24 protein-coding genes and 1 pseudogene are annotated in these 24,037 nt (G+C 48.8%); 18 read left to right on the top strand and 7 right to left on the bottom strand.

Annotated elements, in window-relative coordinates; all coding sequences use genetic code 11:
• On the bottom strand, positions 1-1,179 hold a 1,179-nt coding region (gene lysA / locus WC259_RS03970; protein WP_372643257.1), incomplete at its 3' end, for a diaminopimelate decarboxylase.
• Positions 1,180-1,317: 138 nt separating this feature from the next.
• On the opposite strand from lysA, the gene WC259_RS03965 reads away from it, so the two are divergent.
• Both WC259_RS03965 and WC259_RS03960 read left to right on the top strand, forming a co-directional pair.
• Positions 1,318-2,022: an HAD family hydrolase gene (locus tag WC259_RS03965; RefSeq protein WP_011928900.1), complete on the top strand. Its 705-nt coding sequence runs from the start codon at positions 1,318-1,320 to the stop codon at positions 2,020-2,022.
• An 11-nt stretch (positions 2,023-2,033) separates the two neighbouring features.
• Positions 2,034-2,486, top strand: a complete 453-nt coding sequence (locus WC259_RS03960) for a YbhB/YbcL family Raf kinase inhibitor-like protein (RefSeq protein WP_011309049.1) — start codon at positions 2,034-2,036, stop codon at positions 2,484-2,486.
• Positions 2,487-2,493: 7 nt separating this feature from the next.
• On the opposite strand, the gene glmS is transcribed toward WC259_RS03960, so the two are convergent.
• From glmS to glmM, 4 genes are read right to left on the bottom strand one after another with little or no spacing between them, the layout of a single operon-like run.
• Positions 2,494-4,275, bottom strand: coding sequence for a glutamine--fructose-6-phosphate transaminase (isomerizing) (glmS, locus tag WC259_RS03955; protein ID WP_011309048.1), 1,782 nt, complete (start codon positions 4,273-4,275; stop codon positions 2,494-2,496).
• Positions 4,276-5,457 carry a bifunctional sugar-1-phosphate nucleotidylyltransferase/acetyltransferase gene (gene glmU, locus WC259_RS03950; protein ID WP_011309047.1) on the bottom strand — a complete coding sequence of 394 codons (1,182 nt, stop codon included), beginning with the start codon at positions 5,455-5,457 and terminating at the stop codon, positions 4,276-4,278. It lies immediately after the preceding gene.
• Positions 5,458-5,474: 17 nt separating this feature from the next.
• Positions 5,475-6,677 carry a bifunctional sugar-1-phosphate nucleotidylyltransferase/acetyltransferase gene (gene glmU / locus WC259_RS03945; protein WP_012984221.1) on the bottom strand — a complete coding sequence of 401 codons (1,203 nt, stop codon included), beginning with the start codon at positions 6,675-6,677 and terminating at the stop codon, positions 5,475-5,477.
• A gap of 1 nt (position 6,678) precedes the next feature.
• Positions 6,679-7,971, bottom strand: a complete 1,293-nt coding sequence (glmM, locus tag WC259_RS03940; RefSeq protein ID WP_011309045.1) for a phosphoglucosamine mutase — start codon at positions 7,969-7,971, stop codon at positions 6,679-6,681.
• A gap of 137 nt (positions 7,972-8,108) precedes the next feature.
• On the opposite strand from glmM, the gene WC259_RS03935 reads away from it, so the two are divergent.
• The 5 genes from WC259_RS03935 to WC259_RS03915 are packed head-to-tail and all read left to right on the top strand — an operon-like array spanning position 8,109 to position 13,146.
• Positions 8,109-9,485, top strand: a complete 1,377-nt coding sequence (locus WC259_RS03935; protein ID WP_011309044.1) for a TldD/PmbA family protein — start codon at positions 8,109-8,111, stop codon at positions 9,483-9,485.
• A 1-nt stretch (position 9,486) separates the two neighbouring features.
• On the top strand, positions 9,487-10,788 hold the full coding sequence (locus WC259_RS03930) for a TldD/PmbA family protein (protein WP_015406966.1): 1,302 nt from the start codon (positions 9,487-9,489) through the stop codon (positions 10,786-10,788).
• A gap of 13 nt (positions 10,789-10,801) precedes the next feature.
• Positions 10,802-11,632, top strand: coding sequence for a PAC2 family protein (locus WC259_RS03925; RefSeq protein WP_011309042.1), 831 nt, complete (start codon positions 10,802-10,804; stop codon positions 11,630-11,632).
• Positions 11,632-12,582, top strand: a complete 951-nt coding sequence (locus WC259_RS03920; RefSeq protein ID WP_011928893.1) for a HEAT repeat domain-containing protein — start codon at positions 11,632-11,634, stop codon at positions 12,580-12,582. The genes WC259_RS03925 and WC259_RS03920 overlap by 1 nt, the downstream gene beginning before the upstream one ends.
• Positions 12,583-12,585: 3 nt before the next feature.
• A complete protein-coding gene (locus WC259_RS03915; RefSeq protein ID WP_015406965.1) occupies positions 12,586-13,146 on the top strand; it encodes a GNAT family N-acetyltransferase in 561 nt (186 codons plus the stop codon).
• On the opposite strand, the gene WC259_RS03910 is transcribed toward WC259_RS03915, so the two are convergent.
• Together WC259_RS03910 and WC259_RS03905 are read right to left on the bottom strand one after the other, a co-directional pair.
• Positions 13,133-13,546: a MaoC family dehydratase gene (locus WC259_RS03910; protein WP_011309039.1), complete on the bottom strand. Its 414-nt coding sequence runs from the start codon at positions 13,544-13,546 to the stop codon at positions 13,133-13,135. The genes WC259_RS03915 and WC259_RS03910 overlap by 14 nt on opposite strands.
• Complete coding sequence (locus WC259_RS03905; RefSeq protein ID WP_011309038.1) at positions 13,543-13,965, bottom strand: MaoC family dehydratase N-terminal domain-containing protein; 423 nt, start codon at positions 13,963-13,965, stop codon at positions 13,543-13,545. The genes WC259_RS03910 and WC259_RS03905 overlap by 4 nt, the downstream gene beginning before the upstream one ends.
• Before the next feature lie 93 nt (positions 13,966-14,058).
• Here WC259_RS03905 and WC259_RS03900 point away from each other — a divergent pair, with 93 nt between their 5' ends.
• The 11 genes and pseudogenes from WC259_RS03900 to WC259_RS03850 all read left to right on the top strand — a co-directional run.
• Positions 14,059-15,009 carry an ABC transporter ATP-binding protein gene (locus WC259_RS03900; RefSeq protein WP_061977610.1) on the top strand — a complete coding sequence of 317 codons (951 nt, stop codon included), beginning with the start codon at positions 14,059-14,061 and terminating at the stop codon, positions 15,007-15,009.
• Positions 15,006-16,103: an ABC transporter permease gene (locus tag WC259_RS03895; protein WP_011928889.1), complete on the top strand. Its 1,098-nt coding sequence runs from the start codon at positions 15,006-15,008 to the stop codon at positions 16,101-16,103. The genes WC259_RS03900 and WC259_RS03895 overlap by 4 nt, the downstream gene beginning before the upstream one ends.
• Before the next feature lies 1 nt (position 16,104).
• On the top strand, positions 16,105-17,103 hold the full coding sequence (mtnA, locus tag WC259_RS03890) for an S-methyl-5-thioribose-1-phosphate isomerase (protein ID WP_015406964.1): 999 nt from the start codon (positions 16,105-16,107) through the stop codon (positions 17,101-17,103).
• A gap of 74 nt (positions 17,104-17,177) precedes the next feature.
• Entirely contained in the window at positions 17,178-18,062 is an 885-nt protein-coding gene (mtnP, locus tag WC259_RS03885) for an S-methyl-5'-thioadenosine phosphorylase (protein WP_078409600.1), read from the top strand.
• On the top strand, positions 18,055-19,086 hold the full coding sequence (locus WC259_RS03880) for a methionine synthase (RefSeq protein WP_015406962.1): 1,032 nt from the start codon (positions 18,055-18,057) through the stop codon (positions 19,084-19,086). The genes mtnP and WC259_RS03880 overlap by 8 nt, the downstream gene beginning before the upstream one ends.
• Positions 19,083-19,283, top strand: a complete 201-nt coding sequence (locus tag WC259_RS03875; protein WP_011309032.1) for a DUF6485 family protein — start codon at positions 19,083-19,085, stop codon at positions 19,281-19,283. The genes WC259_RS03880 and WC259_RS03875 overlap by 4 nt, the downstream gene beginning before the upstream one ends.
• On the top strand, positions 19,283-20,845 hold the full coding sequence (locus WC259_RS03870) for a bifunctional aminoglycoside phosphotransferase/ATP-binding protein (protein ID WP_015407608.1): 1,563 nt from the start codon (positions 19,283-19,285) through the stop codon (positions 20,843-20,845). Before WC259_RS03875 ends, WC259_RS03870 begins: the two co-directional genes overlap by 1 nt.
• A gap of 7 nt (positions 20,846-20,852) precedes the next feature.
• On the top strand, positions 20,853-22,109 hold the full coding sequence (gene ahcY, locus WC259_RS03865; protein ID WP_011309030.1) for an adenosylhomocysteinase: 1,257 nt from the start codon (positions 20,853-20,855) through the stop codon (positions 22,107-22,109).
• 9 nt (positions 22,110-22,118) lie between these two features.
• Positions 22,119-23,339 (top strand): methionine adenosyltransferase, encoded by a 1,221-nt coding sequence (gene metK, locus WC259_RS03860; RefSeq protein ID WP_015407607.1) that lies wholly within the window; start codon positions 22,119-22,121, stop codon positions 23,337-23,339.
• Between the two features lie 30 nt (positions 23,340-23,369).
• Complete coding sequence (locus WC259_RS03855) at positions 23,370-23,573, top strand: hypothetical protein (RefSeq protein WP_011309028.1); 204 nt, start codon at positions 23,370-23,372, stop codon at positions 23,571-23,573.
• A pseudogene (locus WC259_RS03850) lies at positions 23,557-24,037 on the top strand (phosphoglucomutase/phosphomannomutase family protein); the annotation flags it as partial. The gene WC259_RS03855 and the pseudogene WC259_RS03850, both read left to right, overlap by 17 nt.

Genomic DNA, 24,037 nt, shown 5'->3' with positions numbered 1-24,037 from the left:
GCAGTAAGCCCCGCAACAGGGAACTGCCAGTATGTCACCTGTCCTGAGGGAAGGCAGTTCAATATCTCTTATAAGTATATCGCCGGACTCGCAAAACTTACCGGCTATAGTTACCTTTTCCTTTTCATCTGACTGGACGTTATTTGCCACCACTGCCTCATATTTAGCCTCGTAAAGAGCCGGGCGGATATTATCCCCCATGCCCCCGTCAACCGAGGCATACAAACGAATGCCGGGAATATCTTTTATCACCCCTACCGTATATAAAGCCACACCTGCCTGAGCTATAATGGCCCGTCCCGGTTCTATATTCAGACTGGGAGGAGTCAGCTTCAAACTGCGGCATTTGGATACCACTTTGGCTCCGATAGCCTCTGCATAAGCAGATATGGGAGGTGCCAGCTTGTCTACTTCGTACTGAACGCCGTAGCCGCCGCCAATATCCAGTTCCTCAATATCAAAACCATAACGTTCCTGCACCTGTGCGGCAAAATCCAGCACCAGATCTATAGCGTCAAGGAAGGGCTGGGTTTCAAATATCTGGGAACCGATATGGAAATGGAAACCTACCAGATTTAAGCTGGCCTGAGCCATAGCTAAACCTACCGCTTCAGCTGCCTGAAACAGGGGGAAACCAAATTTGGAATCCAGCTTGCCGGTGGTGATATGGTGATGAGTATGGGCATCTACTCCGGGAGTTATCCTGAGTAATATATCCGGTATATGCCCGCTCTCATCTGCCAGTTTTGACAGGAGTTTTATTTCATCAAAACTGTCTACCACAATCCGCCCCACATGCAGACGAAGTGCCAGCCTTAGTTCTTCGGCAGATTTGTTGTTTCCGTGCAAATAAACCATATCCATAGGAAAACCGGCGTTGTTGGCAACGGAGAGCTCTCCGCCGGAAACCACATCCAGACTCATGCCTTCTTCAGCCAGTATTTTAAGCAAAGCCGGATGCAGAAAGGCTTTCGAAGCATAGCTGACAGAGCTGTCTGCATAGCGGCGTGAAAACTCACGCTTGAAATCACGGCAATTCTGACGGATGGTAAGTTCGTCAAAAATATACAGCGGCGTGCCATATTTGGCACAAAGCCCGGCAACATCTACCCCGCCGATAATCAGATGATTATTTTTTACTTCAGTGTTTTTGGGGAATACCTGTATTCTTGGTTCCATAATTGTTTATCATACCAGTGCTTACTCAGCTGCGTCAATGAATATTGCCATTAAAATTTATCCTCAGCCCGGCTGAATTTGCTTTAACTGATTTTATTAGTCTAGAATGGAATATAAAATATTGCCTTGGAGTGCCCGATGATAAAAGGTGTTTTCTTTGACCTGTACAATACCCTGATAGGCTACCAGCCCAGCCGTGAAGAGATGACCGTTAAACTGCTGGCTGATATGAACTACCCGATAAATGAGAATGACCTCTACCTGCCTATGAACAAGGCGGACGAATATTTTTACCTGCAAAATGCCCAAAACCCCATAAGCCTGCGGGAAAAACCGGAACAGTTTGCGGTCTGGAGCCACTACTACCGGATTATTCTGGAGGAAATAGGCATTGAAGCCAAACCTGAACTCATAAATACCCTTATCAGCCGCTGGAAAAACCTGAAATGGGAAATGATTCTCTATGAAGACGTAATTCCCTGCCTGAAAAATTTAAAGTCCAGAAACCTGAAAATAGGGCTTATTTCAAACGCAGATAGAGATATGTCAGAACTGTTTAACAAGACCGGACTCAATACCTATCTGGAAACAGTGGTCATATCACAGGAGGTGGGCGTAACCAAGCCCAATCCACTTATTTTTCAGGCGGCTCTAAGAAAAAGCGGCCTTACCGCCAAAGAGGTACTATACATAGGTGACCAATATCAGGTAGATTATATAGGAGCTATGAATGTAGGGCTTAATCCTGTATTACTTGACCGGCGTAACTGTTACCTTGATTTAAATGATTGCCGAAGGATAACCGGTCTGGGTGAACTGGAGTATTGCATAGACAATACTTAGAGGAGACGGATATGCTTCTGGGTAGTAGTGCTTTTGCTTGCGGAGAGTATATTCCCCGCCGTTTTTCCGGTTTGGGTAGCAATATTTCACCGCCAGTCCACTGGATGCAACTGCCGCCGGATACTAAAAGTCTGGCTCTTGTATTGGAAGACCCTGACACATCCAAAGCCTTTACCCACTGGCTTATCTACAATATTCCGCCTAACCGTGTTGGTCTGCCTGAAGCTGTCCCTACTGAACCCAACTTGCCGGATGGAGTCCGCCAAGGGCTGAACAGTGAGGGAGAGACAGGTTATACCGGGCCTTATCCCCCGCCCAACCGGGTACACCACTACCATTTCCGTCTCTTTGCTCTGGATACTGAACTTAAGCTGAAGGCCAGTTGCCATCAGGCAGATCTGCTGAAAGCTATGGAAGGGCATATAATTGACCAGACGGATCTTACCGGTCTATTCGTAGTCTGAATAAGACCTATTCGACAGTGACACTCTTAGCCAAGTTGCGGGGGGTATCTATGGAACAGCCCAGCTCCAAAGCAACATAATAAGCCAATAGTTGGAGTACTACTGTAAAGAGTATCGGATTAAACAGGCGGTTGAAAGACGGCAGACTTATCACCCGGTCTGCCAGCTGACCCAATTGCTCGTCTCCGGCTTCACCTATAACAATCAGAGGGGCACGACGCACCTTTATTTCCCTGAGTCCGGTCAGCATAGCTTCATAGGTTTGGTCACGGCTTACCAGCGCCAGTACCGGTGTTTCCGGAGAAAGCAAAGCAAACGGCCCGTGTTTCAGTTCCCCTGCCGCATAACCCTCCGCATGAATGTATGAAATCTCTTTAAGTTTCAGAGCACCTTCCAAAGCAATGGGATAGTTTATCCCACGCCCTATAAAAAAAGCACTTTTAGACTTGGCTACTTCTACTGCCGCATCTTTAATATTCTGATGACTGCCAAGTATGCTCTGGACAACACTGGGTAAAAGCCGCATAGTGCTTAGATAATCCTGGTAACGGATATTAGCGGCAGATGCACCGGCAAAACACAAAGCATACAGGACTATCAGCTGGGCAATAAAACTCTTGGTAGCCGCCACCCCTATTTCCGGCCCGGCCTGAGTATATATAGTATGGTCTGCCAAACGGGCAGCAGTACTGCCTGCCACGTTAGTGATAGCCACTACCATACAGCCGGCTTGCTTCAAACGGCGCATCGCCCGTAAAACATCTGCGGTTTCACCGGACTGGGTAAGCACTACTGCCAGCTTGCAGGGCAGCAAACGATGCATATAGTTGAACTCCGAAGCTATCTCCAGCCGAACAGGTATATTCAAATGTTCTTCTACCAGATAACGGGCAGTCAGGGCTGCGTGATAGGAACTGCCGCAGGCCAGAAAAAGTATGCCGGTTTTGCGGCTCTGCTCCAGTATCTCAGATTTGTTAAAAGACTCCGGCAGAGGCATATTTATCAGGGTGTTTTGAATTACCCGGGGCTGTTCGTGTATTTCCTTGAGCATATAGTGGCTGTAGCCGGCTTTCTGTGATTCATCCTGAGTCCAGTTTACTTTTTCCACCAACGGAACGATATACCCACCGTTTCGGCGGATTTTCAGGCTGTCCGGGCTTATAGTGCCAATGTCGCCCTCATCCAGATATATAACCCGGTTGGTATACCCCAAAATGGCAGGTACATCTGAAGCTACCAGATATTCTCCGTCACCTACCCCTATAACCAAAGGGCTGTCCTGCCGCACTACTACCAGGGTATTTTCCCCCGAACGCATAACTACCAGAGCGTACGAACCCTCTATCTCTTTGACTGCCAGGCGAACAGCCTCTTCCAAATCTCCCTTATCGTACTCCTCTATCAAATGGGCAATAAGCTCGGTATCCGTATCTGAAACTATCTTATGGCCGTTACCTTCAAGCCGTTTCAGCAGTTGTGAATAATTGTTTATTACCCCATTATGCACCAGACAGATTTTACCGGTGCAGTCTGTATGGGGATGGGCATTTATTTGGGTGGGTTCACCGCAGGTAGCCCAGCGGGTATGCCCCAAACCGGCTGTACCCTTAAACAGGGGGGCATTTTGGAGTATGTCATGGACTTTACCTGCATCTTTAAAAACCTGTACCTCAGGGGTGTTTACGGCTATGCCGCAGGAATCATAACCCCTGTATTCCAGCCGGCACAAACAATCGTACAGAACACCCTGTGCCTGCCGTTTACCGGTGTACCCCACAATACCGCACATCTATACCACCAGACTGCCGTCAGGAATATTGCCTGACAGGGTTCTCAAAGGAGCTATACGGGTTGAATTGCCCACTACTGTACCGCTCTGAAGGACTACGGCATTCCCTACGGTGCAGCCTTCACCCATCATAGTCCCGACTTTTATTTTATGTAATCCATCATTTATCCGGGTTTCTATCTCGGCGGAGGGAGCACTGAACTGGCCGCAAATCACACAACCCCGGTCTATGACCGAATCTTCAATAACCGAAGCCACTCCGATACTGTTGCCGCTGTAAATCAAGCTATTCTTTATCTGGCTGAAGGGAGCTACTGTTACATTATCTGCAATACTGGTGGAAGGGTAAATACAGACACTCGGGCCTATATCACAGCCTTCACCTATTATTACCGGCCCCACGATATACGAATTTGAACGGATAACCGTATTCTTGCCAATCCGCACCGGCCCCTTCATAACCACGCCGCTTTCAATAGTGCCGGCTACTCCGGGTTTAAGTTCGGCTGATACCACCGCATTAAGTTTTAGCATATCCCAAGGGTAGACTATATCCAGCCAGGCTCCTTGGCTTTCTGCTACATGTATATCCAGCCCGTCTTTGAGCATGGACTGCAGCACCACCGGCATATCCAGATGCTCACCAATATAGTCAAACACTGCCCTTGAAAAAGAGTAAATGCCGGTATTTATAAAATTGCTTTTGGCTATGCTGGGTTTTTCCTCTATGGAGGTTAGAAGTCCGCCCGAAGAAGTTACTACCCCGTAACGGCTGGGGTCTTCGCCGTTTATGGCTTTTACCATAACTGCCTGCGGCGGCTGTTTTACAAACTCCCTTATAGTTGACGGCTTGATAAGCTGATCTCCATTCAGAACCAGAAAATCCCCTTTTATTTTATCTTTTACCTGTCTGAGGGCATGGGCTGTACCCAGCTGGTTTGGCTGCTGGACATAGCTTATCTGTACTCCAAAACGCCCGCCCTGCCCTAAATAGTCAAATATACGTTCCCGTTTGTAGCCCACTACCAGAATAATATCCCGAATGCCGTTTTGGGCAAGGGATTCAATAACATACTCAAGCAGGGGCTTGCCCGCAATAGACAGCATCACCTTTGATTTGCTGGCGGTAAAAGGCCGCAGGCGTTGTCCCTCACCAGCCGCCAGTATAACTGCCTGTTTCATATTTTACTCTCCCCGCCTTATCCGATATATGAGTTCGGCTCAACAAGCCCGCTCACAACCGCACCGGGTCCTATACGGCTGCCGGAGCCTATAAGGACGCCCGGATTAAGGCTTACGTTAATACCGGTTTCAACCCCGTCTCCCAGTACAGCCCCCAGCTTACGGCGGCGGGTATTGACACCTCCGGCAATAATATCTGCTCCGTCAAAACGCAGATTTGCCAGCTTGGTTCCGGCACCCAGATTGCAGTTTTGTCCGATAACACTGTCCCCCACGTAATTAAGGTGGGGGATTTTGGTGTTATCCATAATAATAGAGTTTTTTATCTCAACCGAAGCCCCAACCCGGCAATTATCCCCTATGGAGGTAGAGGGGCGGATATAACAGTTCGGACCTATGTCACAGTTTTTGCCGATTAATACCGGCCCTTCTATATATGCACCCGAACGGACAAGGCTGCCTTCGCCTATTTCCACCGTCCCCTTGATAACCACATTTTCCTCTACTGTACCATATACACAAGGGGCAAGGTTTTTAAGCATGGAAGCATTTACATCCAGCAAATCCCACGGGTAGCTGACGTCCTGCCAGTAAACAAGACGGCGGTAACCTACCTCTGTGCCGTTATCAATAAGAAGCTGGATAGATGAGGTTATTTCATATTCACCCCGCGGTGAGAGGGGAGTGTCGGAAATAGCTTTAAATATCCTTGGGGTAAACAGGTAAAGACCGGCATTTGCCAGATTAGTAGGGGGATTGGCAGACTTTTCATGGATGCATCTTACTCTGTCCCCGTCTGTTTCAAGCACTCCCAGACTGCTTGGGTCTGATACCTCAAGCACACTAAGAGTAGTTTCGGAACCTGCGGCCAGAGCAGAAATATCAGCTGACTCAGCCAGTATATCCCCGTTCATAACCAGAAAATTGCCCTCAAGCTGATTTTCAAGCTGTTTCAGGGCATGGGCAGTGCCAAGCTGGCGGGTCTGCTGGCAATAGCTGATTTTTACGCCCCATTTTGCACCATCCGCAAAATATGAACGCACCTGCTCATCACGGTAACCCACTACCAGTACAAATTCTTTTATACCGGCGGCGCTGACCTCCATCAAAAGGTGCTCCAAAATAGGCTTGCCCGCAATGGGAAGCATAACCTTGGGACGGGTAAAGGTCAGGGGACGCATGCGGCTGCCTTCGCCTGCCGCCAATATGACTGCCTTCATTTTATTTCTCCCGGGAAAGACAGCTCTTCAGGCATTTAAGACCTGTTTGATAAATAGTTTCGCACTGCTCAGGAGTTTTGGCTTCTGCCGTCAGGCGGATTTTAGGCTCTGTACCCGAAGGGCGGATAAGCAGCCAGCCATCTTTAAGATTGAGTTTAATCCCGTCCAGCAAGCTGGATGAAAGCGGATTCAGGCACTGAAGTGATTCCTCTACCAGAGACAAATTCAAACCGCCACCGGCCACACTCCCCCGCTTCATGGAGTATTCCGGTATATCTGAAATCAGTTCCGCCAAGGGCTGGCGTGAAACCAGATTTAACAATCTGGCGGCGGCATAAATACCATCAGGGCAAAGAGAGCTTTCAGGGAAGACCCATGCACCGCAGGGTTCACCCCCGAAATTACCCTGCCTCTTAAGCTCTTCTGAGACGTAGTTGTCACCTATAGCTGTTCGTATAACTTTAAAACCCATCTCCTCTACTGACATGGAAGCGTCAAGAGTGGTAACCACTTTATCCGCCTTGGCCGCTCTGGCAAAAACCACCAGCATTTTGTCACCGGAGATAAAGTTGCCGTGCTTATCCACCGCCACCATCCGGTCAGCATCACCGTCATGGGCAATACCCAAATCGGCATCACTTTCCCTAACTGTCTGGATAAGCCCGGTAAGGTTTTCAGCCAATGGCTCAGGCGGGTGAGGGAAAAACCCATGGGTAGTATCATTCAGGGAAATCACCCGGCTGCCCATACGCTGAAGCAGCCATGGGGTTATCACGGATGCTGCCCCGCCGCCGCAATCCACCACCACTTTAAGGCGGCATTTGTCCGGCAGGTAGCTAAGTATATGTTCCATATGCTTTTCAACTGTACACGGAAAAGCATTTATCTGGCCGAAACTGTCCCATTTGAGGGAGGGAGAACGGCTTGATTCCACATCTTTGGTTATTTCCTGCTGCTGCAGATAACTGAAAGCCGAGCCGTCAGGATTGAGAAACTTAATACCGTTGTATTCAGCCGGATTGTGCGAAGCAGTCACCATCAGCCCTGCATCAAAATCTCTGGCAATAAAGGCCAAAGTAGGTGTCGGCACCAATCCGATGTCAATCACATCTGCCCCGGCGGCAACCAAAGCCCCGCTCAGTATACGCTTGATAGCCGGTGTAGAAGTACGGCTGTCACCCGCCAAAACTACTCTACGGTAGCGTTTCCCTACAGAAAACCCCACCTTAAGAGCTATTTCCATCAAACGGTCATCCACCACGCGGCGGATGCCGGAAGTTCCGAATAATCCCATATGGCTAAATCGTAGCCCTTTTACCCATCATTAGTCAATGCCCGCCCAGCTATCAAGGCTGAAAACCCAACAATAAATTGACAAGCCAACTGCCCCAGTTTAAACTTAGACTAGAATACTATCTAAAGGTGACCACCTTGACTGAACTCCGAAATATTGCCCACGAGCTTTCTCAACAGCTATACCACTACCGGGCAGACTATCTGGAAATCCACCTGGAAGAGAGCACCAGCAGTTATATCTCTTACCGGGGGCAAAATCTGGATACTGCCGGACGCGGCAGTGACCTGGGCGGCAACGTTCGGGCACTGGTAAATGGCGGCTGGGGTTTTGTAAGCTTTAACAGTCTGGATGATATCCGCAAGCGGATAGATCTGGCTATTCATCAGGCCTCTCTGGCCGGTTCCACCCAGAGCCAGTTCGCATCTGCACCTTCAGTTACCTATGCCCAGACGGACGAACTATCCCAGAGTTCGGTGGAACGCCCGCTTGAAGACAAAAAACGGATACTGGACGAATACAAAGACCTTATCTGGCAGACTAAGGGTATAAAAACCTCGTTTATCCGCTTTTCAGACGGCTATCGCCGCCGTTTTTATGTAAACTCCCGCGGGAGCGTTATAGAACAATCACGCTCAGATATAAATTTTAACGCCACCGCCATTGCGTCTGGAGATGGTGAACTCCAGCAGTCAAATATCTCGGTGGGCAGCCGCGGCAACTACAACGCCATAACCGGGCTTCACTCCCAGATAAAAGACATGACCGAACATGCCGTAAAACTCCTCTCCGCCCCAAAGGTAAAAGGCGGTGAATATACCGTAATACTTGACCCCATACTGGCGGGAGTGTTTGTCCACGAGGCCTTCGGGCATTTATCGGAAGCAGACCATATATATGAAAACCCCCAGATGCGTGAAGTAATGGTCTTAGGCAAAAAATTCGGTCCGAAAATACTGAATATCATAGACAACCCCACCATGCCTGACCTTCGGGGCAGCTATAAATACGATGATGAAGGGGTAGCCGCAACCAAGAATTATCTTATCCGCGAGGGCAAGCTTACCGGACGCCTTCATTCGCGGGAGACCGCCGCCAAGATGAATGAACCCCTCTCCGGTAACGCCAGAGCCATATCTTACCGCTATGCCCCCATTGTGCGCATGAGCAATACCTATATAGAACCCGGCGTATCCACTCTGGAAGAAATGCTGGACGGGGTAAAAGAAGGCATTTATGTAAAGAATTGGTACGGCGGAACCACCAGCATGGAAATGTTTACCTTCTCCTCAGGGGAAGCCTATATGATAAGGGACGGCAAGATAGCCGAAGCATTAAGGCCGGTAGTTCTGTCCGGGAACGTATTTGATACTCTGCATAATATAGATATGATAGGCAATGACCTGGATATGAATCAGGGCGGCGGCTGCGGCAAGAGCGGTCAGTCTCCCCTGCCGGTTTCAAACGGCTCACCCCATATCCGTATTCAGAAATGCCTGGTAGGTGGTGCCTGATATGCTTGAAAAAATACTTGAACAAGCCAAAAAAGTGGCCGAACAGGCCGAATGTTTTATGGTGGAATCCGAATCCACCCCAATCCATTTTGAATCCAATCAGCTAAAAAATATTGAATCTAAACAAAGCCTTAGCCTGGCTTTGCGTATTGTTAAAGACGGCAAGATTGGCTATGCCGCCAGCTCCAACCCGGCAGATTGGCCGAGGCTGGTGAATATGGCACTTGAAACCGCCGCTTACGGCCAGACAGCCCATTTCCAATTTCCTGCCTCTCAAACCTACCCGGAGGTTAAAATATTTGACCCTGAGGTAGAAACCGTAAGTCTGGAAGAGATGGTAAATCTAGGCAAAGAAATGGTAGCCGGATTGCTTGATATAAACAGTGAACTTATCTGTAGCTCCAGCCTGACCAAAAGCACCCGAAAAGTAAGCCTGCTAAATACCAGCGGGGCAGATATCAGTTTTAAAAAGAGTCTCTTTTCCATGGGGTTGGAGGGCACACTGGTACGCGGTACGGATATGCTTTTTGTAGGTGACGAGTTTAGCTCCTGCCGCCCTATCCGCTCCAGCCTGGAAGCAGTAAATCTGGTCAGCAAACAGCTAAAGCGCGCCCGACAAAATGTACCTCTTCAAAGCAGGGAGATGCCGGTTATTTTTACTCCCCACGGGGTTGCCAGCACCATTATCCCTGCCCTGTCCGCCGCACTTAACGGCAAACTGGTACAGGAAAAAGCTTCACCGCTGGCCGGAAAACTGGGTGAGCAGATGTTTGACCCTGCCTTTAATCTGGTTGATGACCCTACCCAGAGCTTCAGCCCGAATTCACGCCCCTTTGACGACGAGGGCACAGCCAGCCAAATTACACCCATGGTGGAAAACGGGGTTATTAAAAACTTTATTTATGACCTCCGCACTGCCGCTTTAGCTAAAGCCAAAAGTACCGGCAATGCCGAAAGACATGGCGGACAGCCGGCTCCCGGTTTCAGCGCCCTGATGATAAAGCCCGGCACACTTTCATTTGAAGAAATGGTTTCAGATATTAAAGAGGGTTTGGTAGTAGAATTTATGATGGGAGCGGAACAAGGAAATGTGCTGGGTGGTGATTTCTCCGGAAACGTACTGCTGGGTTATAAAATAGAAAATGGACAGATTACCGGGCGGGTAAAAGACACCATGCTCTCCGGGAATATATATAGTGCACTTAAAACTATAAATGCCATCGGCAGTGACGGACGCTGGCTGGACGGTGAACTTTTCACCCCATCCATGTATTTCCCGAACCTGTCCGTAGCTGCCAAATAAGAGAGACAGATATATGGACAAAAAATACAAGCTAAATTCCAGACCGAAACTCAAGTCTCCCTGCCTGCTGGCCGCTTGGCCGGGCATCAGCAATGTCGCCCTGATTGTGGCGACATACCTGGTACGTAAACTGGAGTTTAAAGAACTGGCCGAAATAGATTCTCCCAGCTTCTTTGACCCGATAGGTGTGCTGGTAAAGGACGGGGTGGTTGAAGAACCTCAATTCCCCCAAAATCGTTTTTATTACCTGAAAAATAAACAGGATAACGACATTATCCTCTTCATAGGCGAAGACCAACCTTCTACCAAAAGTTACGAACTGGCTAACTTGATTCTGGACGTAGGCCAGCGTTTCGGTGTTAAAAGGATTTATACATTTGCCGCCGCCCTGACCCGTATTCACCACAGCGAACAACCCCGGGCATGGGCAGTGGGCACCAACACTCAGGTAGCCAATGAATTGATAGAACGGGGATTGAGCGGAAGCGGCAATCTCCAGATTTCCGGCCTTAACGGCCTGCTGCTGGGTGTAGCCAAAGAACGCAATATGGACGGGGTGTGTCTGCTGGGGGAAGTACCCAGCTATGCTTCCCGCCTGCAAAATCCCATGGCAGCTTTGGTAATCGTTCAAATTTTGTCCAAATTACTCCAACTGGGGGTTGATGTTACCGAACTGGAACAGATAGCCTCTGAGGCCAAGCAGCATGTATCCCAGATTGCAGCCGAAGCTATGGAGGATTACATAGACTATTTCACCGAACCTATCTGGGAAAGCGGTGAAGAAGATGACGATGATGACCTTGATACTGATGATGATGACAACGAGGAAGCGAGTAACAACTGATGAGCCAAGAAAACCCGGAAATAAGCGAACTCTTTGAGAGACTGGCAGATGAAAACACTAGCCTGAAACATACTGACTTAGCCCTGCTATCTGACCTCAATAACCAGGAGATAGCCGCTTTCAAGGATTTCTGGACAGGTATGAGCCCCGAAAGACGGCTGGATATAGTCAGCCGGCTGGGTGAACTGGCCGAAGATGATGTTTCTCTGGATTTTGACAGTATTTTTGTCAGAACCATGCATGACCCGAACCCTGAGGTACGGGCTAAATCCGTTGACGGTCTTTGGGAATGTAACCGCCCGTCTCTGGTTGACCATTTGTTGTCTTTATCAAGCGAAGACCCTTCTATGGAGGTTCGCATAGCCGCCACTGCCGCTCTGGGGCGTTACAGTATGATGGGTGAATTCGGACAGCTCCCCGAAAAAACCAGCCAGTTGCTCCAAACCAGTTTGCTGGCAATTTTCAAAAATACCAATCTGCCGGTGGAACTAAGACGCAGAGCACTGGAATCAGTGTCGCCTTTCGGTCAGCCGCAGGTAATCACAGCTATTTCCCAAGCCCACAACAGCCCTGAACACCTGCTCAGAGTAGGTGCTGTCTATGCCATGGGACAAAACGCCAGTGACCAATGGGAGTCTGTAATCACATCTGAACTGAACAATGATAATAACGACCTCCGTTATGAAGCGGCAGTAGCCGCCGGAGAACTCGGCTTGGAACGTTTCATACCTAAATTGGTCTCCATGATTGAAGACCCTGATATGGAAGTCCAGCTGGCATCAATACAGGCGCTGGCTAAGATTGGCGGCCAGGACGCCAAAAAAGGGCTGACAGAAAATCTGGAAAGCACCTCCAGCCAGGCTATCCGGGAAATGATAACTACCGCACTGACAGATATAGAGGCAGACGAATCTGCTGCCGGTATGCCTGCCATTTCACCTGAAGAGTAAGATGTGATACACACTCAGGGAAAGCTGACCCGGCTGAGAGACAAGCGTCTGGAAGATGCTTCGCTTGATTATGCATGGCAAACTGACCCTGAGTTAAGCCATCTTGATGCGGCTGAACCCCTGACTATATCCTTCAGAACATTTCTGGGCGAATATATATTCGTACTGGAAAATTCCTTATCCCTGCGGGTGCAATTCGGCATTGAAACCCTTCGGGGGGAATACATCGGCTACTGTGCCTGCTACAATCTGGACATAGCCGCCGGTGAAGCCGAAGTGGGCATAATGATTGGGCAAAAGGAATACTGGGGCAAGGGTTATGGTAATGACGCTCTGGGGTTGATGATTGACTATGTGTTTGAAAAAACCAGCCTGAAAAGGCTTCACCTGAAGACTCTCCAGAGCAATATCCGCGCCCAGCAATCATTTAGAAAATGCGGTTTTAAGCCTTGTGGAGAAAAGGAATCGGGCCTGCACCGGTTTATGCTGATGGGACTTTCAAAGGCAGACTGGCTGAAACACAAATCACTTCAGGCTGAAGATTGCCCAGCTAATAAACTATAACAGCTGATGCCGTAACAGTTTTATCTCCCGCCGTATCTTCCGCCCAGAGCTTCAGGCCTAGGGTTTTACTTTCCGGGGTATCTGTCTTTGAAGATACTATGCCCTTAAGAACAAGACTTTCACCCAGTGGCATCATCTTTTTATAGCTGAGCGACAGTTTGGCAAGCCTGCCTGAGGGACGGGCAAAACCAGATGCCAATTTGCCAAGCATAGCCCCCGCCAACTGCCCCGGTACTACCACTCCCGGTAAGCCTTTTTTCAGAGCCAGATCTTTATCATAATGAATGGGATTATAGTCCCCTGAAGCCCCTGCCCAGACAACCAGATCACGGCTACTTAAAATAAGCGTTTGGCAGGCTATCTCCTGCCCTTCGGTTATATTTTCAAAAACACTGGTCATGCTGAATAAACTATAGCCAGCTGGCAAACTCTGGCCAGCAGCTCTCCCTGTTTATTTGTTACCTGCATTTCAAAATTAAGAAATGACGACAGTCCCATTTTACCCGGCCGTTCCCTCAAGCTTAAAAGGCTGGTCTCCACCGTTACCTCCTGTCCCACTTCAAGCGGTTTCAGGCTTTCCAGTTCACTTGAGCCGTGAAGGACGGTAATATCATCTGCCGAAATAACTTCCAGCATCTGCCCGAAACCCAAAGTAAGTGCCAGTACAGGCGGAGCCTCATTCTGCCAGTTCGCCCCGTCATCACCGGTAGCCCTGCAAAAACGGTCTACCAGACCCCGTTCAATAACCAAATTGAAAGGCGGCAATTTTAAACCGGGATTAACCCGTAAATCTTCCAGAGTATATTTGATATTCGGCATTTGGCCAAGCTTATAATACAGGCCTGCATTTTGTCAAAAAAACACCTGCCTTGTGCTATAATTAGGCCATTATTTGAGATGGGAGGCACATATATGGCCGCCACTTCAAAAGCACAGCCGGATATACCGGCTATTGAAACTTTGGATTTAAGCCGTTCCTACGGGCAGCTTCTGGCGGTGGACAAACTCAACCTGAACATCCGCAAGGGTGAACTGTTTGCCCTGCTGGGACCAAACGGAGCAGGCAAAAGCACCACCATCAATATGCTTTGCTGTTTATTAAAACCCACCAGCGGAACAGCCCGGGTAATGGGTTTTGATATAAACACCCAAGGCTACCAAGTCAAATCTATTATCGGCAGTTCCCCACAGGAAACCGCCATTTCAGACCACCTGACACCGGTAGAAAATCTGGAACTCTTCGGCAAACTGAACCATATAGACCCTGCAAAACTCAAGGAATGGATACCCCGCTTTCTGGAAATAATGGGGCTGGAAGACAGGGCTAAAAGTCAGGTACACACCTTTTCCGGAGGTATGAAGCGCCGCCTAAGCATAATGATGGCACTTATCCATAACCCGGATGTAGTCTTTCTGGACGAACCCACTTTGGGCTTGGATCCGCAGGTACGCCACGCCATGTGGGAATATATAGAATCCTTAAAAGGGAAGAAGACCATACTCCTTACCACCCACTACATGGAAGAAGCAGACCACCTGGCAGACCGTATAGGCATTATGGATCAAGGCAGGATAGTTGCTTTGGGCACACCGGTAGAACTGAAACAAAGCCTGATAAAAGAACCCACCATGAGGGTACAGGCATTTAATATCTCCCAAAGAATGGTGGCTGATTTGAAGAATTTCTACCCCAAAGTGGAGTTTTCAGGCGGCACTCTTTCCATTTCGGCAGAGCATCTGGAATTTAACGAGATAGTAAACCGCCTGCAAAATGCCGGGGCGACAATTCGCTCCGCCCAGATAAAAGACCCCAGCCTTGAAGATGTTTACCTGAAACTGACCGGAAAGGAGCTACGGGAATGAGATTCTGGGAGTTAGGTATCCGCGCCCTCAAGGAAACATATCGTGATCCCATGGCGCTGGGTTTTCTGCTGGGTTTCCCCCTTATGTTTATGCTTCTTTTCGGTTTTGCTTTCTCCGGTGGAGGCAGTGCCAGTTACCAGATTGGGGTAGTAGATAATGACCAGACCCCGCTTTCCAGTGCATTTGCAGATGAGGCCCTCTCCGAAGTACCCAGCTATGAAATTATTTATATAAACACCCCTGAAGAGGCTCTGACCCAGCTTAAACAGTCTGACATACGGGCATACATCATAATCCCGGCCGGGTTCGGACAGGAAGTAAGCAAGCTCTGGGCAGGAACAGGCGGTAACATATATCTTGATGTAACCTATGACGAAAGTGATATTCAGGCTGCAAGTGAAATACTCTCACAGCTAAACGTGGTTACCCGCGCCTTTGCTAAAATAGAAATACCCCTGAACGTAAATGCCCAGCCGGTAAATATTGAAAACAAGATAACCAACATAGATTTTATCTCACCCGGTATTATCGTATTCGGGCTGCTTATACTCATACCCACCTCTGCCAGAATAATAGTACGGGATAAAGAAAAAGGTTTTATGTCAAGGATGCTGACTACCCCCAGCCGCCCTGTGGATTTCATACTGGGATATTCGCTTAGCATGACCCTTATCTGTATAATCCAAATTATATTTTTCATGTTGCTGGGTTACCTGTTCGGCATGGATATAATGGGTAATATAGCTTTGGCTTTCCTGATATTCTTCCTGACAGGATTATCCAGCATAGGCATAGGCATGGTAATTGCCGGATTTTCCAAAAGCGAAAACCAGTCAGAATCTATCAGCTGGTTTTTCTCCATGCCTCTTGCCATAGTATCCGGCACCTGGTTTTCTATCCAGTTTATGCCTGATATACTCAAAGGACTGGGCTATGCCTTCCCTTACTCCCATGCCATTGAGGCGTCACGTCTGGTAATATTACGCGGGGCAGATTTTTCAGCCGTAAGCGGCGAAGTGGGTATACTGGCTATCTGGACAGTAGCTGTTTTCGCCCTGGGGACAATAATATTCGGAAGGACTATGCGCAGTTAATATGAAAGCAATTGAATGGCGGAATAACCGCCTGATAATACTTGACCAAACCCTGTTGCCGCTGGAAGAAAAATATCTTGAACTAAATGATTACCATGCCGTTGCCGAGGCTATCAAGACCCTGCGGGTAAGGGGAGCACCGTCTATAGGTGTGGCGGCGGCTTATGGTATAGCTTTGGGGGCACTGAGTATAGAAACACGCTATTGCAGTGAGTTCCTGCCCCTTTACCAGCAGATATCAGCCGAGATTGCCTCCACCCGCCCCACCGCCAAAAACCTGTTCATGGCAGTGGAACGCATGGACCATGTGGTAGCTTCGGGTACAGACGTTTCACAGGTAAAAATATCTCTGGTAGACGAAGCGCTAAAAATCCACCGGGAGGAAGAAGAAGCCAGCCGCAAAATATCCACTTTCGGTGCAGACCTGATACAACCGGGCTGGACGGTACTTACCCACTGCAACGCAGGCCCGCTGGCCACAGCGGGTTACGGCACAGCTCTGGGGGTGATTATAGCCGCACATCAGCAGAACAAGGGTATATCTGCCTTCGCTACCGAAACCCGCCCCCTTCTGCAAGGGGCACGCCTGACAGCATTGGAACTGAAAGAAGCCGGCGTACCATTCAAGCTGATTACCGACAGCATGGCCGGGCACTTTATGAAAAAAGGAGTAATCAATGCGGTGGTAGTGGGAGCTGACCGCATTGCCCGAAACGGAGACACCGCCAACAAGATAGGCACTTACTCTCTGGCAGTGCTGGCACTGGCTCACGGCATACCCTTTTACGTAGCTGCACCCAGTTCCACCTTTGATAAATCCATTGAATCAGGCAATGATATAGTTATAGAAGAACGCAAACCTGAAGAGATAACCTACCTAAGGGGGCAACGCATAACCCCGGAAAATATAGACGTAGCCAACCCCGCCTTTGACGTAACCCCTGCCAATCTTATAGCCGCCTTTATAACCGAAAACGGGATAATACGGCGGGGTGAGTAAAAAGGCAAGAATTTTTGCCGAACAGCTTGGCAAAACTACCTGATAGAAGGCATAAAAACCTGAGGAGGTCTAGTATGACACACTACGCTAAAATAGGGGTTATCGGGGGAACAGGGCTGTATGATATTGAGGGGCTGACCGATATCCGCGAACATACCCTGGATACTCCATTCGGCAAGCCCTCAGATATTATCGTTACCGGAAACTTAAACGGGGTTGGGGTGGCTTTCCTGCCCAGACACGGGCGGGGACACCGCATACTCCCGTCTGAAATCCCCTCCCGCGCCAATATATATGCCCTGAAAAGCTTGGGGGTGGAACACATTATAGCTATAAACTCGGTTGGCAGTTTCAAAAAAGAGGTTAAGCCGGGACACCTTTTAATCCCGGACCAGCTGATAGACCGCACCAGCCAGCGTACTAATACATTCTTCGGCAAGGGTATTGTAGCCCACATAGCTTTCTCCCAGCCCTTTTGCCCCAATCTGCGTAAACTGCTGTTTGAGTGTGCCAAGGAGGCGGGTGCAAATGTGCATAACGGCGGCACTTATGTGGTTATGGAAGGGCCTGCCTTTTCTACTCAAGCTGAAAGCCGTCTCCACAAAAGCTGGGGGGCAGATGTTATCGGCATGACTGCTCTGCCTGAAGCTAAACTGGCAAGAGAGGCCGAAATCTGTTACGCTATTATCGCCTGTGCCACAGATTACGATGCATGGCACGAGGAAGAAGAAGCCGTAACGGTAGATAAAGTAATAGCCACCCTGCGCGGCAATATAAACCTTTCAAAAGAGATAATAAAACTGGCCATAGGGCGAATTTCTTCAACCAGAAACTGCGAATGCAGTACCGCCCTCTCCCATGCTATCATGACTTCCCCGGAGGCAGTGCCAAATACCCGTAAACACGAGTTAGCTTTAATAATTGATAAATACATGCCTGCAGTGAGTGAGAATGACTAAGACCGATTTTTATTTTCTGCCTACCATGATAGGTAGTATGCCCCATACAGACCCGAAGGCAGCGGTGGATATTATTACCCATTACCTTCGGGACATACCTGTCTGGCCGCAGTTGCCACGAAGAAGCTATCTGGAAGGCATGTCCGCCCAGTTCAGCCAGGGATTGCCGGGGGTAAATATCAATCAGGACAAGATGTGGATTGAACCAAATTCTGGTTTTGAGGGTGAACTTGAAAGCCTTTATCAGGCTTATCTGGATAATGATTTTAATAAATTCCCCATCGGGGTGGAATATGCCGCCGGTCTTTATGAACTGGCATCCCGCAGCAACCTCTCCCCCAAGCTGGTTAAAGGGCATATTACCGGACCGCTGACATACTGCATGTCTATCAAAGACCCTTCGGGCAAGGATATCCTGTATGACGAAGTGCTTTCGGACGCGGCAACCAAACTCCTTAAGCTGAAAGCGTCCTGGCAGGAACATTTCCTTAAAAAAATCTGCCGTAACACCATTATCTTTGTTGACGAACCTGCCATGAGCGCCTACGGGTCAGCTTACCTGCCTCTTTCCCGTGAACAGGTGACCGGCATGTTTGAAGAAGTCTTTTCAGGCATATCCGGCCTGAAAGGGGTGCACTGCTGCGGCAATACGGACTGGTCTATCCTGATGGATACCAGCGTGGATATTATAAACTTTGACACCTATGCCTATGCAGATTCGCTGGCTATATATACTGATGCACTCCAAGCTTTTATCAAAAGGGGCGGGGCGGTTGCTTGGGGGATTGTACCCACAGACGAAAAAGCCCTGAAGGAAGAAACTGCCGCCAGCCTGAAGGACCGTTTGGAAGCGGCCATGTCCCACTTTGACAGCAAAGGCCTGCCCTTTGCTGAGCTTGCCCGCCACTCACTTATCACCCCGGCCTGCGGTCTGGGTTTAAAGAGTCTGGATGCGGCTGAACGGGCTCCCGAACTGCTCGCTGAACTTTCCGCCCTGCTTAGAAGGAAACACGGAACAGTATGAACTGTGCAACCGAACTTAATAAAATAAACTGCAACTGTACCTATGAACCCTGTGAAAGGAAAGGCAAGTGTTGCCGTTGCATATCCTATCATCTGGCTATGGACGGGCTTCCGGCCTGTGCTTTTCCGGATAATGTTGAAAAAACATATGACCGTTCTTTTAAATGCTTCGCCCGAATGGTCAGCAAGGAAAGTTGATGTCTGATTTGCCTCTGTACGCTCAGGCTATGCTCAGGCCTGATTTTTACCCCGAACCTACTACCAAAGTAGAACTGGTGCAAACCCAGATGTCTTTTGTTTTCCTGACTGACCATTTTGCTTATAAAACCAAGAAAGCGGTTAATCTGGGCTATCTGGACTACTCTGAACTTTCCGGACGCAAAGCCCTGTCTGAAAAAGAACTGCTCTTAAACCGCCGTTTGTGTGACTACGCTTACCTTGAGGTTTTACCTATTATTAAAAATGAGGGGGGTTATTCGCTGGGTGGATGTGGGGAGGTGGTGGAATATACCCTGAAAATGCGAAGATTACCCGAAGGCCGCATGCTTGTAAATCTGCTGTCAACAGGCAGTGTCAGCAGCGGGATGCTGGAAAAACTGGCTGAGAAACTGGCCATTTTCCATCAAACCGCCAGAACCGATGCCGAAGTGCAAAAATACGGCAATCTTGAAGCTATAAAATACAATACCGAAGAAAATTTTGAACAAACCGGCAGTAAAGTGGGCATCACCGTAAGCCCCCAAGAATATGCCCGAATCAGTTCTTTTACCCGCAGCTTTATATCTAAAAACCAAACCATGTTCAATGAACGGGTAAACAGGGGCAAGATACGTGACTGCCACGGAGACCTGCATGCCGCCCATATCTGCTTCATGGACAATATCTGCATATATGACTGCATAGAGTTCAATGACCGTTTCCGCTATGGAGATGTAGCTTCCGAAGTAGCCTTTTTAGCCATGGATCTGGACCATTACGGCAGGGCTGACCTTTCACGCCAGTTTATAAACAGCTATATCAAAAAAAGCGGGGATAAAGACCTCTTTAAACTGCTGCGTTTTTATAAATGCTACCGGGCTTATATCCGAGGCAAGGTGGAAGGCTTCAAACTGGATGACCCGTACATATCCGAAGCTGAAAAGGATAAGTACGCCCAGAAATCCAAAAACTATTACCACCTGGCGGATTTCTACGCCAGATCCAAACCAACCCTCTTTATAACAATGGGGTTCTGCGGCTGCGGCAAGAGCACTCTGGCTCAGAGTCTGGCCAAAATATCAGGCTCGGTGGTAATTTCTTCGGATATTGTCCGCAAGGGTCTGGCAGGCATAGATTGCTGCCAGCACCACTTCGAAGATACAGACCAAGGCATATATTCGCCGGAGATGACCCAAAATACCTATCAGGCTATGTATGCCCAGGCCGAAGATGCCCTGAAAGAGGGATATTCAGTCATACTTGATGCCACTTTTCTCAAGGAGCATCAGCGAAAGCAGGCTGAAGAATGTGCCCGACGGAACAATGCAGGGTTTGTGATACTGGAGGTAAAACTGACCCCTGAACTGGCTCAAAAAAGGCTTGAAAAGCGTCTAGACAAACCCAGCGTCTCTGACGGACGCTGGGAAGTATATTTGAAGCAAATTAAGGCCTTGGAACCTCTGGCTGTTCAACCAAATCATGTTATAATTGATAGTTCAAAATCAACAGATAAACAACTTTCTGACATACTGGAATTTTTTAAATCCAATCAAGGAGAATGAAGTAGTAATGCCAAATTTTGATGTCAAGGATATGTCTCTGGCCGCTCTGGGTAAAAAACGGGTAGACTGGGCCGGACGAGAGATGAAGACACTATCCCTTATCAAGGAGCGCTTTGAAAAAGAAAAACCTTTCAAGGGCATACGCATAGCGGCCTGCCTGCATATCACTACTGAAACCGCAAACCTGGGGTTGGTACTGAAAGCAGGCGGTGCAGACCTGACCTTGTGTGCATCCAACCCTCTCTCCACTCAGGACGAGACCGCGGCCGCTCTGGTAGAACACGGCATAAATACCTTTGCCATCCACGGCGAAAATAACGAAAGCTACTACCGTCATATTGCCGCCGCCCTGGATGCCAAACCCCAGCTGACCGTAGATGACGGGGCAGACCTGGTGGCTACCTTGCACAGCCAGAGAACTGAACTTTTAAACGGTATACTTGGCGGTACGGAAGAAACTACTACAGGAGTTATCCGCCTGCGGGCACTGGCTGACAGCGGCAAACTCCGATACCCGATTATTGCGGTAAATGACGCCAAGACCAAGTACATGTTTGACAACCGCTACGGCACCGGCCAAAGTACACTGGACGGTATTACCCGGGCTACCAACTTTCTTTGGGCATCCAAAACTGTGGTAGTGGTGGGTTACGGCTGGTGCGGACATGGAGTTGCCATGCGGGCCAAAGGCATGGGTGCTCATATAATAGTTACTGAAGTTGACCCGGTGAAGGCTCTGGAAGCTGTTATGGACGGGTTCAGCGTAATGCCCATGGCAGAGGCTGCCAAACTGGGTGATATTTTTATAACCGTTACCGGAGACAAGCACGTTATAGACAAAGATCACTTCAAGGTAATGAAAGACGGTGCAACCCTGGCTAACAGCGGCCACTTCAACAGCGAAATAAATATCCCCGCTCTGGAATCACTTTCCTGCGGCAAGGATACTATCCGTCCCTCGGTTGAGGAATATAAAATGAAGGACGGGCGAAGGATTTACCTGCTGGGTGAAGGCCGTCTGATAAATCTGGCTGCTGCAGAAGGTCACCCGGCCGCCGTAATGGATATGAGCTTTGCCAATCAGGCTCTTTCACTGGAATATCTGGTAAAAAACCATACCAAGCTGGAAAAGAAAGTTTACGCCGTACCTGAAGAAATTGACCGGGCAGTAGCGGCAACCAAGCTCGCCTCTTTAAACATCAGTATAGATACCCTTAGCGCAGAACAAATAAAATATCTGTCTAGCTGGCAGGAAGGAACTTAAGGAGAAATGATGTCTCAGACCTTTGGGAATTCTTCAAAATATCTTTTCACTTCGGAATCAGTTACCGAAGGACATCCGGACAAGATTTGCGACCAGATTTCAGACGCAGTTCTGGACGCTATCATAGCCAAAGATCCCACTGCCCATGTTGCCTGTGAAACTGCCGTAACCAATGGTCTGGTAGTAGTCATGGGCGAAATCACCACCAGCTGCTATGTGGAAATACCCGAACTGGTCAGAGGGGTGATAAAAGATATCGGCTACATCAAGCCCGAATACGGATTTGATGACCGCACCTGCGGCGTACTTACTTCTATAAACCGCCAGTCTCCTGACATAGCTTTGGGGGTAAACAAATCTCAGGAGGCCAAGAGCGGACAGGTAGACGAACTTGACCTGACCGGTGCCGGTGACCAGGGCATGATGTTTGGTTATGCCTGCACCGAAACCCCGGAATATATGCCCCTGCCCATTTCTCTGGCCCACCGCCTGAGCAAGCGTTTGGCAGAAGTACGCAAAAATGGCACTCTGCCCTATCTGCGACCTGACGGCAAAAGCCAAGTAACGGTGGAATATCATAACGGCAAAGCTAAAAGGATAAGCAGCGTAGTTATAGGTGCCCAGCATGACCCGGATATAACTACCGAAAAAATTCAGGCTGACATTATCCGTGATGTTATTAAACCTATTATCCCTACCAATTTGCTAGACGAAAAAACCGAGTATTATGTAAATGCCACCGGCCGCTTCGTAGTGGGCGGTCCGGTTTCAGATACCGGTTTTACCGGACGCAAAATTCTGGTAGATACCTACGGCGGTTTTGCCCGCCATGGCGGCGGTGCTTTCTCCGGAAAAGACCCCACCAAGGTAGACCGTTCCGCCTGCTATATGGCCAGATATATTGCCAAAAATCTGGTAGCTGCCGGACTGGCAGATCGGCTGGAAATTCAGGTGGCCTATGTTATCGGTGTTGCCCACCCTTTGTCAGTTTCCATTGAAACCTTTAACACCGCCCGCATGAACCATGAGGATATCTTATCCATTATCCAGAAGCACTTTGACCTGCGGCCGGAAGCCATTATCCGTAACCTGGGGCTTCGCCGCCCTATCTACCGCCAAACTGCTGCTTACGGGCATCTGGGACGCCCGGAACTGGACCTGCCGTGGGAACGGCTGGATAAGGTAGATGCCATAAAGGCAACCATAGAATCTCTAAGCGTATCCAAATAAAAATATTACTACCGACAGGAAGGTGTGCTTGTGATTAAAACTTTATTGCTGGCCTTCTTTGGGGCAATTGTGGTTGAACTGGCTGTGATAATGCTGGCTACCGTAATGGGGCTGGCAGGACTTACTTTCGTCATTATTGTGCTCTTCCTGCCGGTAGTGCTTATTCTGGGGGCTATTATCTTTATGTTAAGCAAATTCTTCAAGGGGGACAGCCAAAATAACAAGCCAAATTAAGTTCGGTACTGATGGCTGGCGCGGCATTATTGCCAAAGACTTCACCTTTGAAAATGTCTCTGTCTGTGCCCAAGCTACTGCCGCTTACCTGAAAAATACCAGCCCCGATAACCTTTCTCTGGTAATCGGCTACGATACCCGCTTTGCCTCAGCGGATTTTGCCCGTTTGGTTGCCGAAGTAATGGCGGCCAGCGGCATAAAAACCTATTTTGGTTCATGCCCCACCCCTACACCAGTAATCAGCCATGGGGTGGTAAACCTGAAAGCCGCGGGTGCCGTAATAATTACCGCCAGCCACAACCCCGCCATCTGGAACGGATTTAAAGTAAAATCAGCGAACGGAGCAAGTGCCCCTACCTACATGATAACTGCCATTGAAACAGAAATAGCCAAACTGGGAGATAACCCTTCGGTATCCCGTCTGGATTTTGACACAGCTGTTTCCCGCGGACTTATTGAATGTA

Origin of the sequence: Dehalococcoides sp., assembly GCF_041654235.1 — a bacterium.
In the GTDB taxonomy this organism is placed as follows: Bacteria; Chloroflexota; Dehalococcoidia; order Dehalococcoidales; family Dehalococcoidaceae; genus Dehalococcoides; species Dehalococcoides mccartyi_B.
Note: the sequence above shows the minus strand (reverse complement) of the source record. Positions and strands in the feature narration are given on the sequence as shown.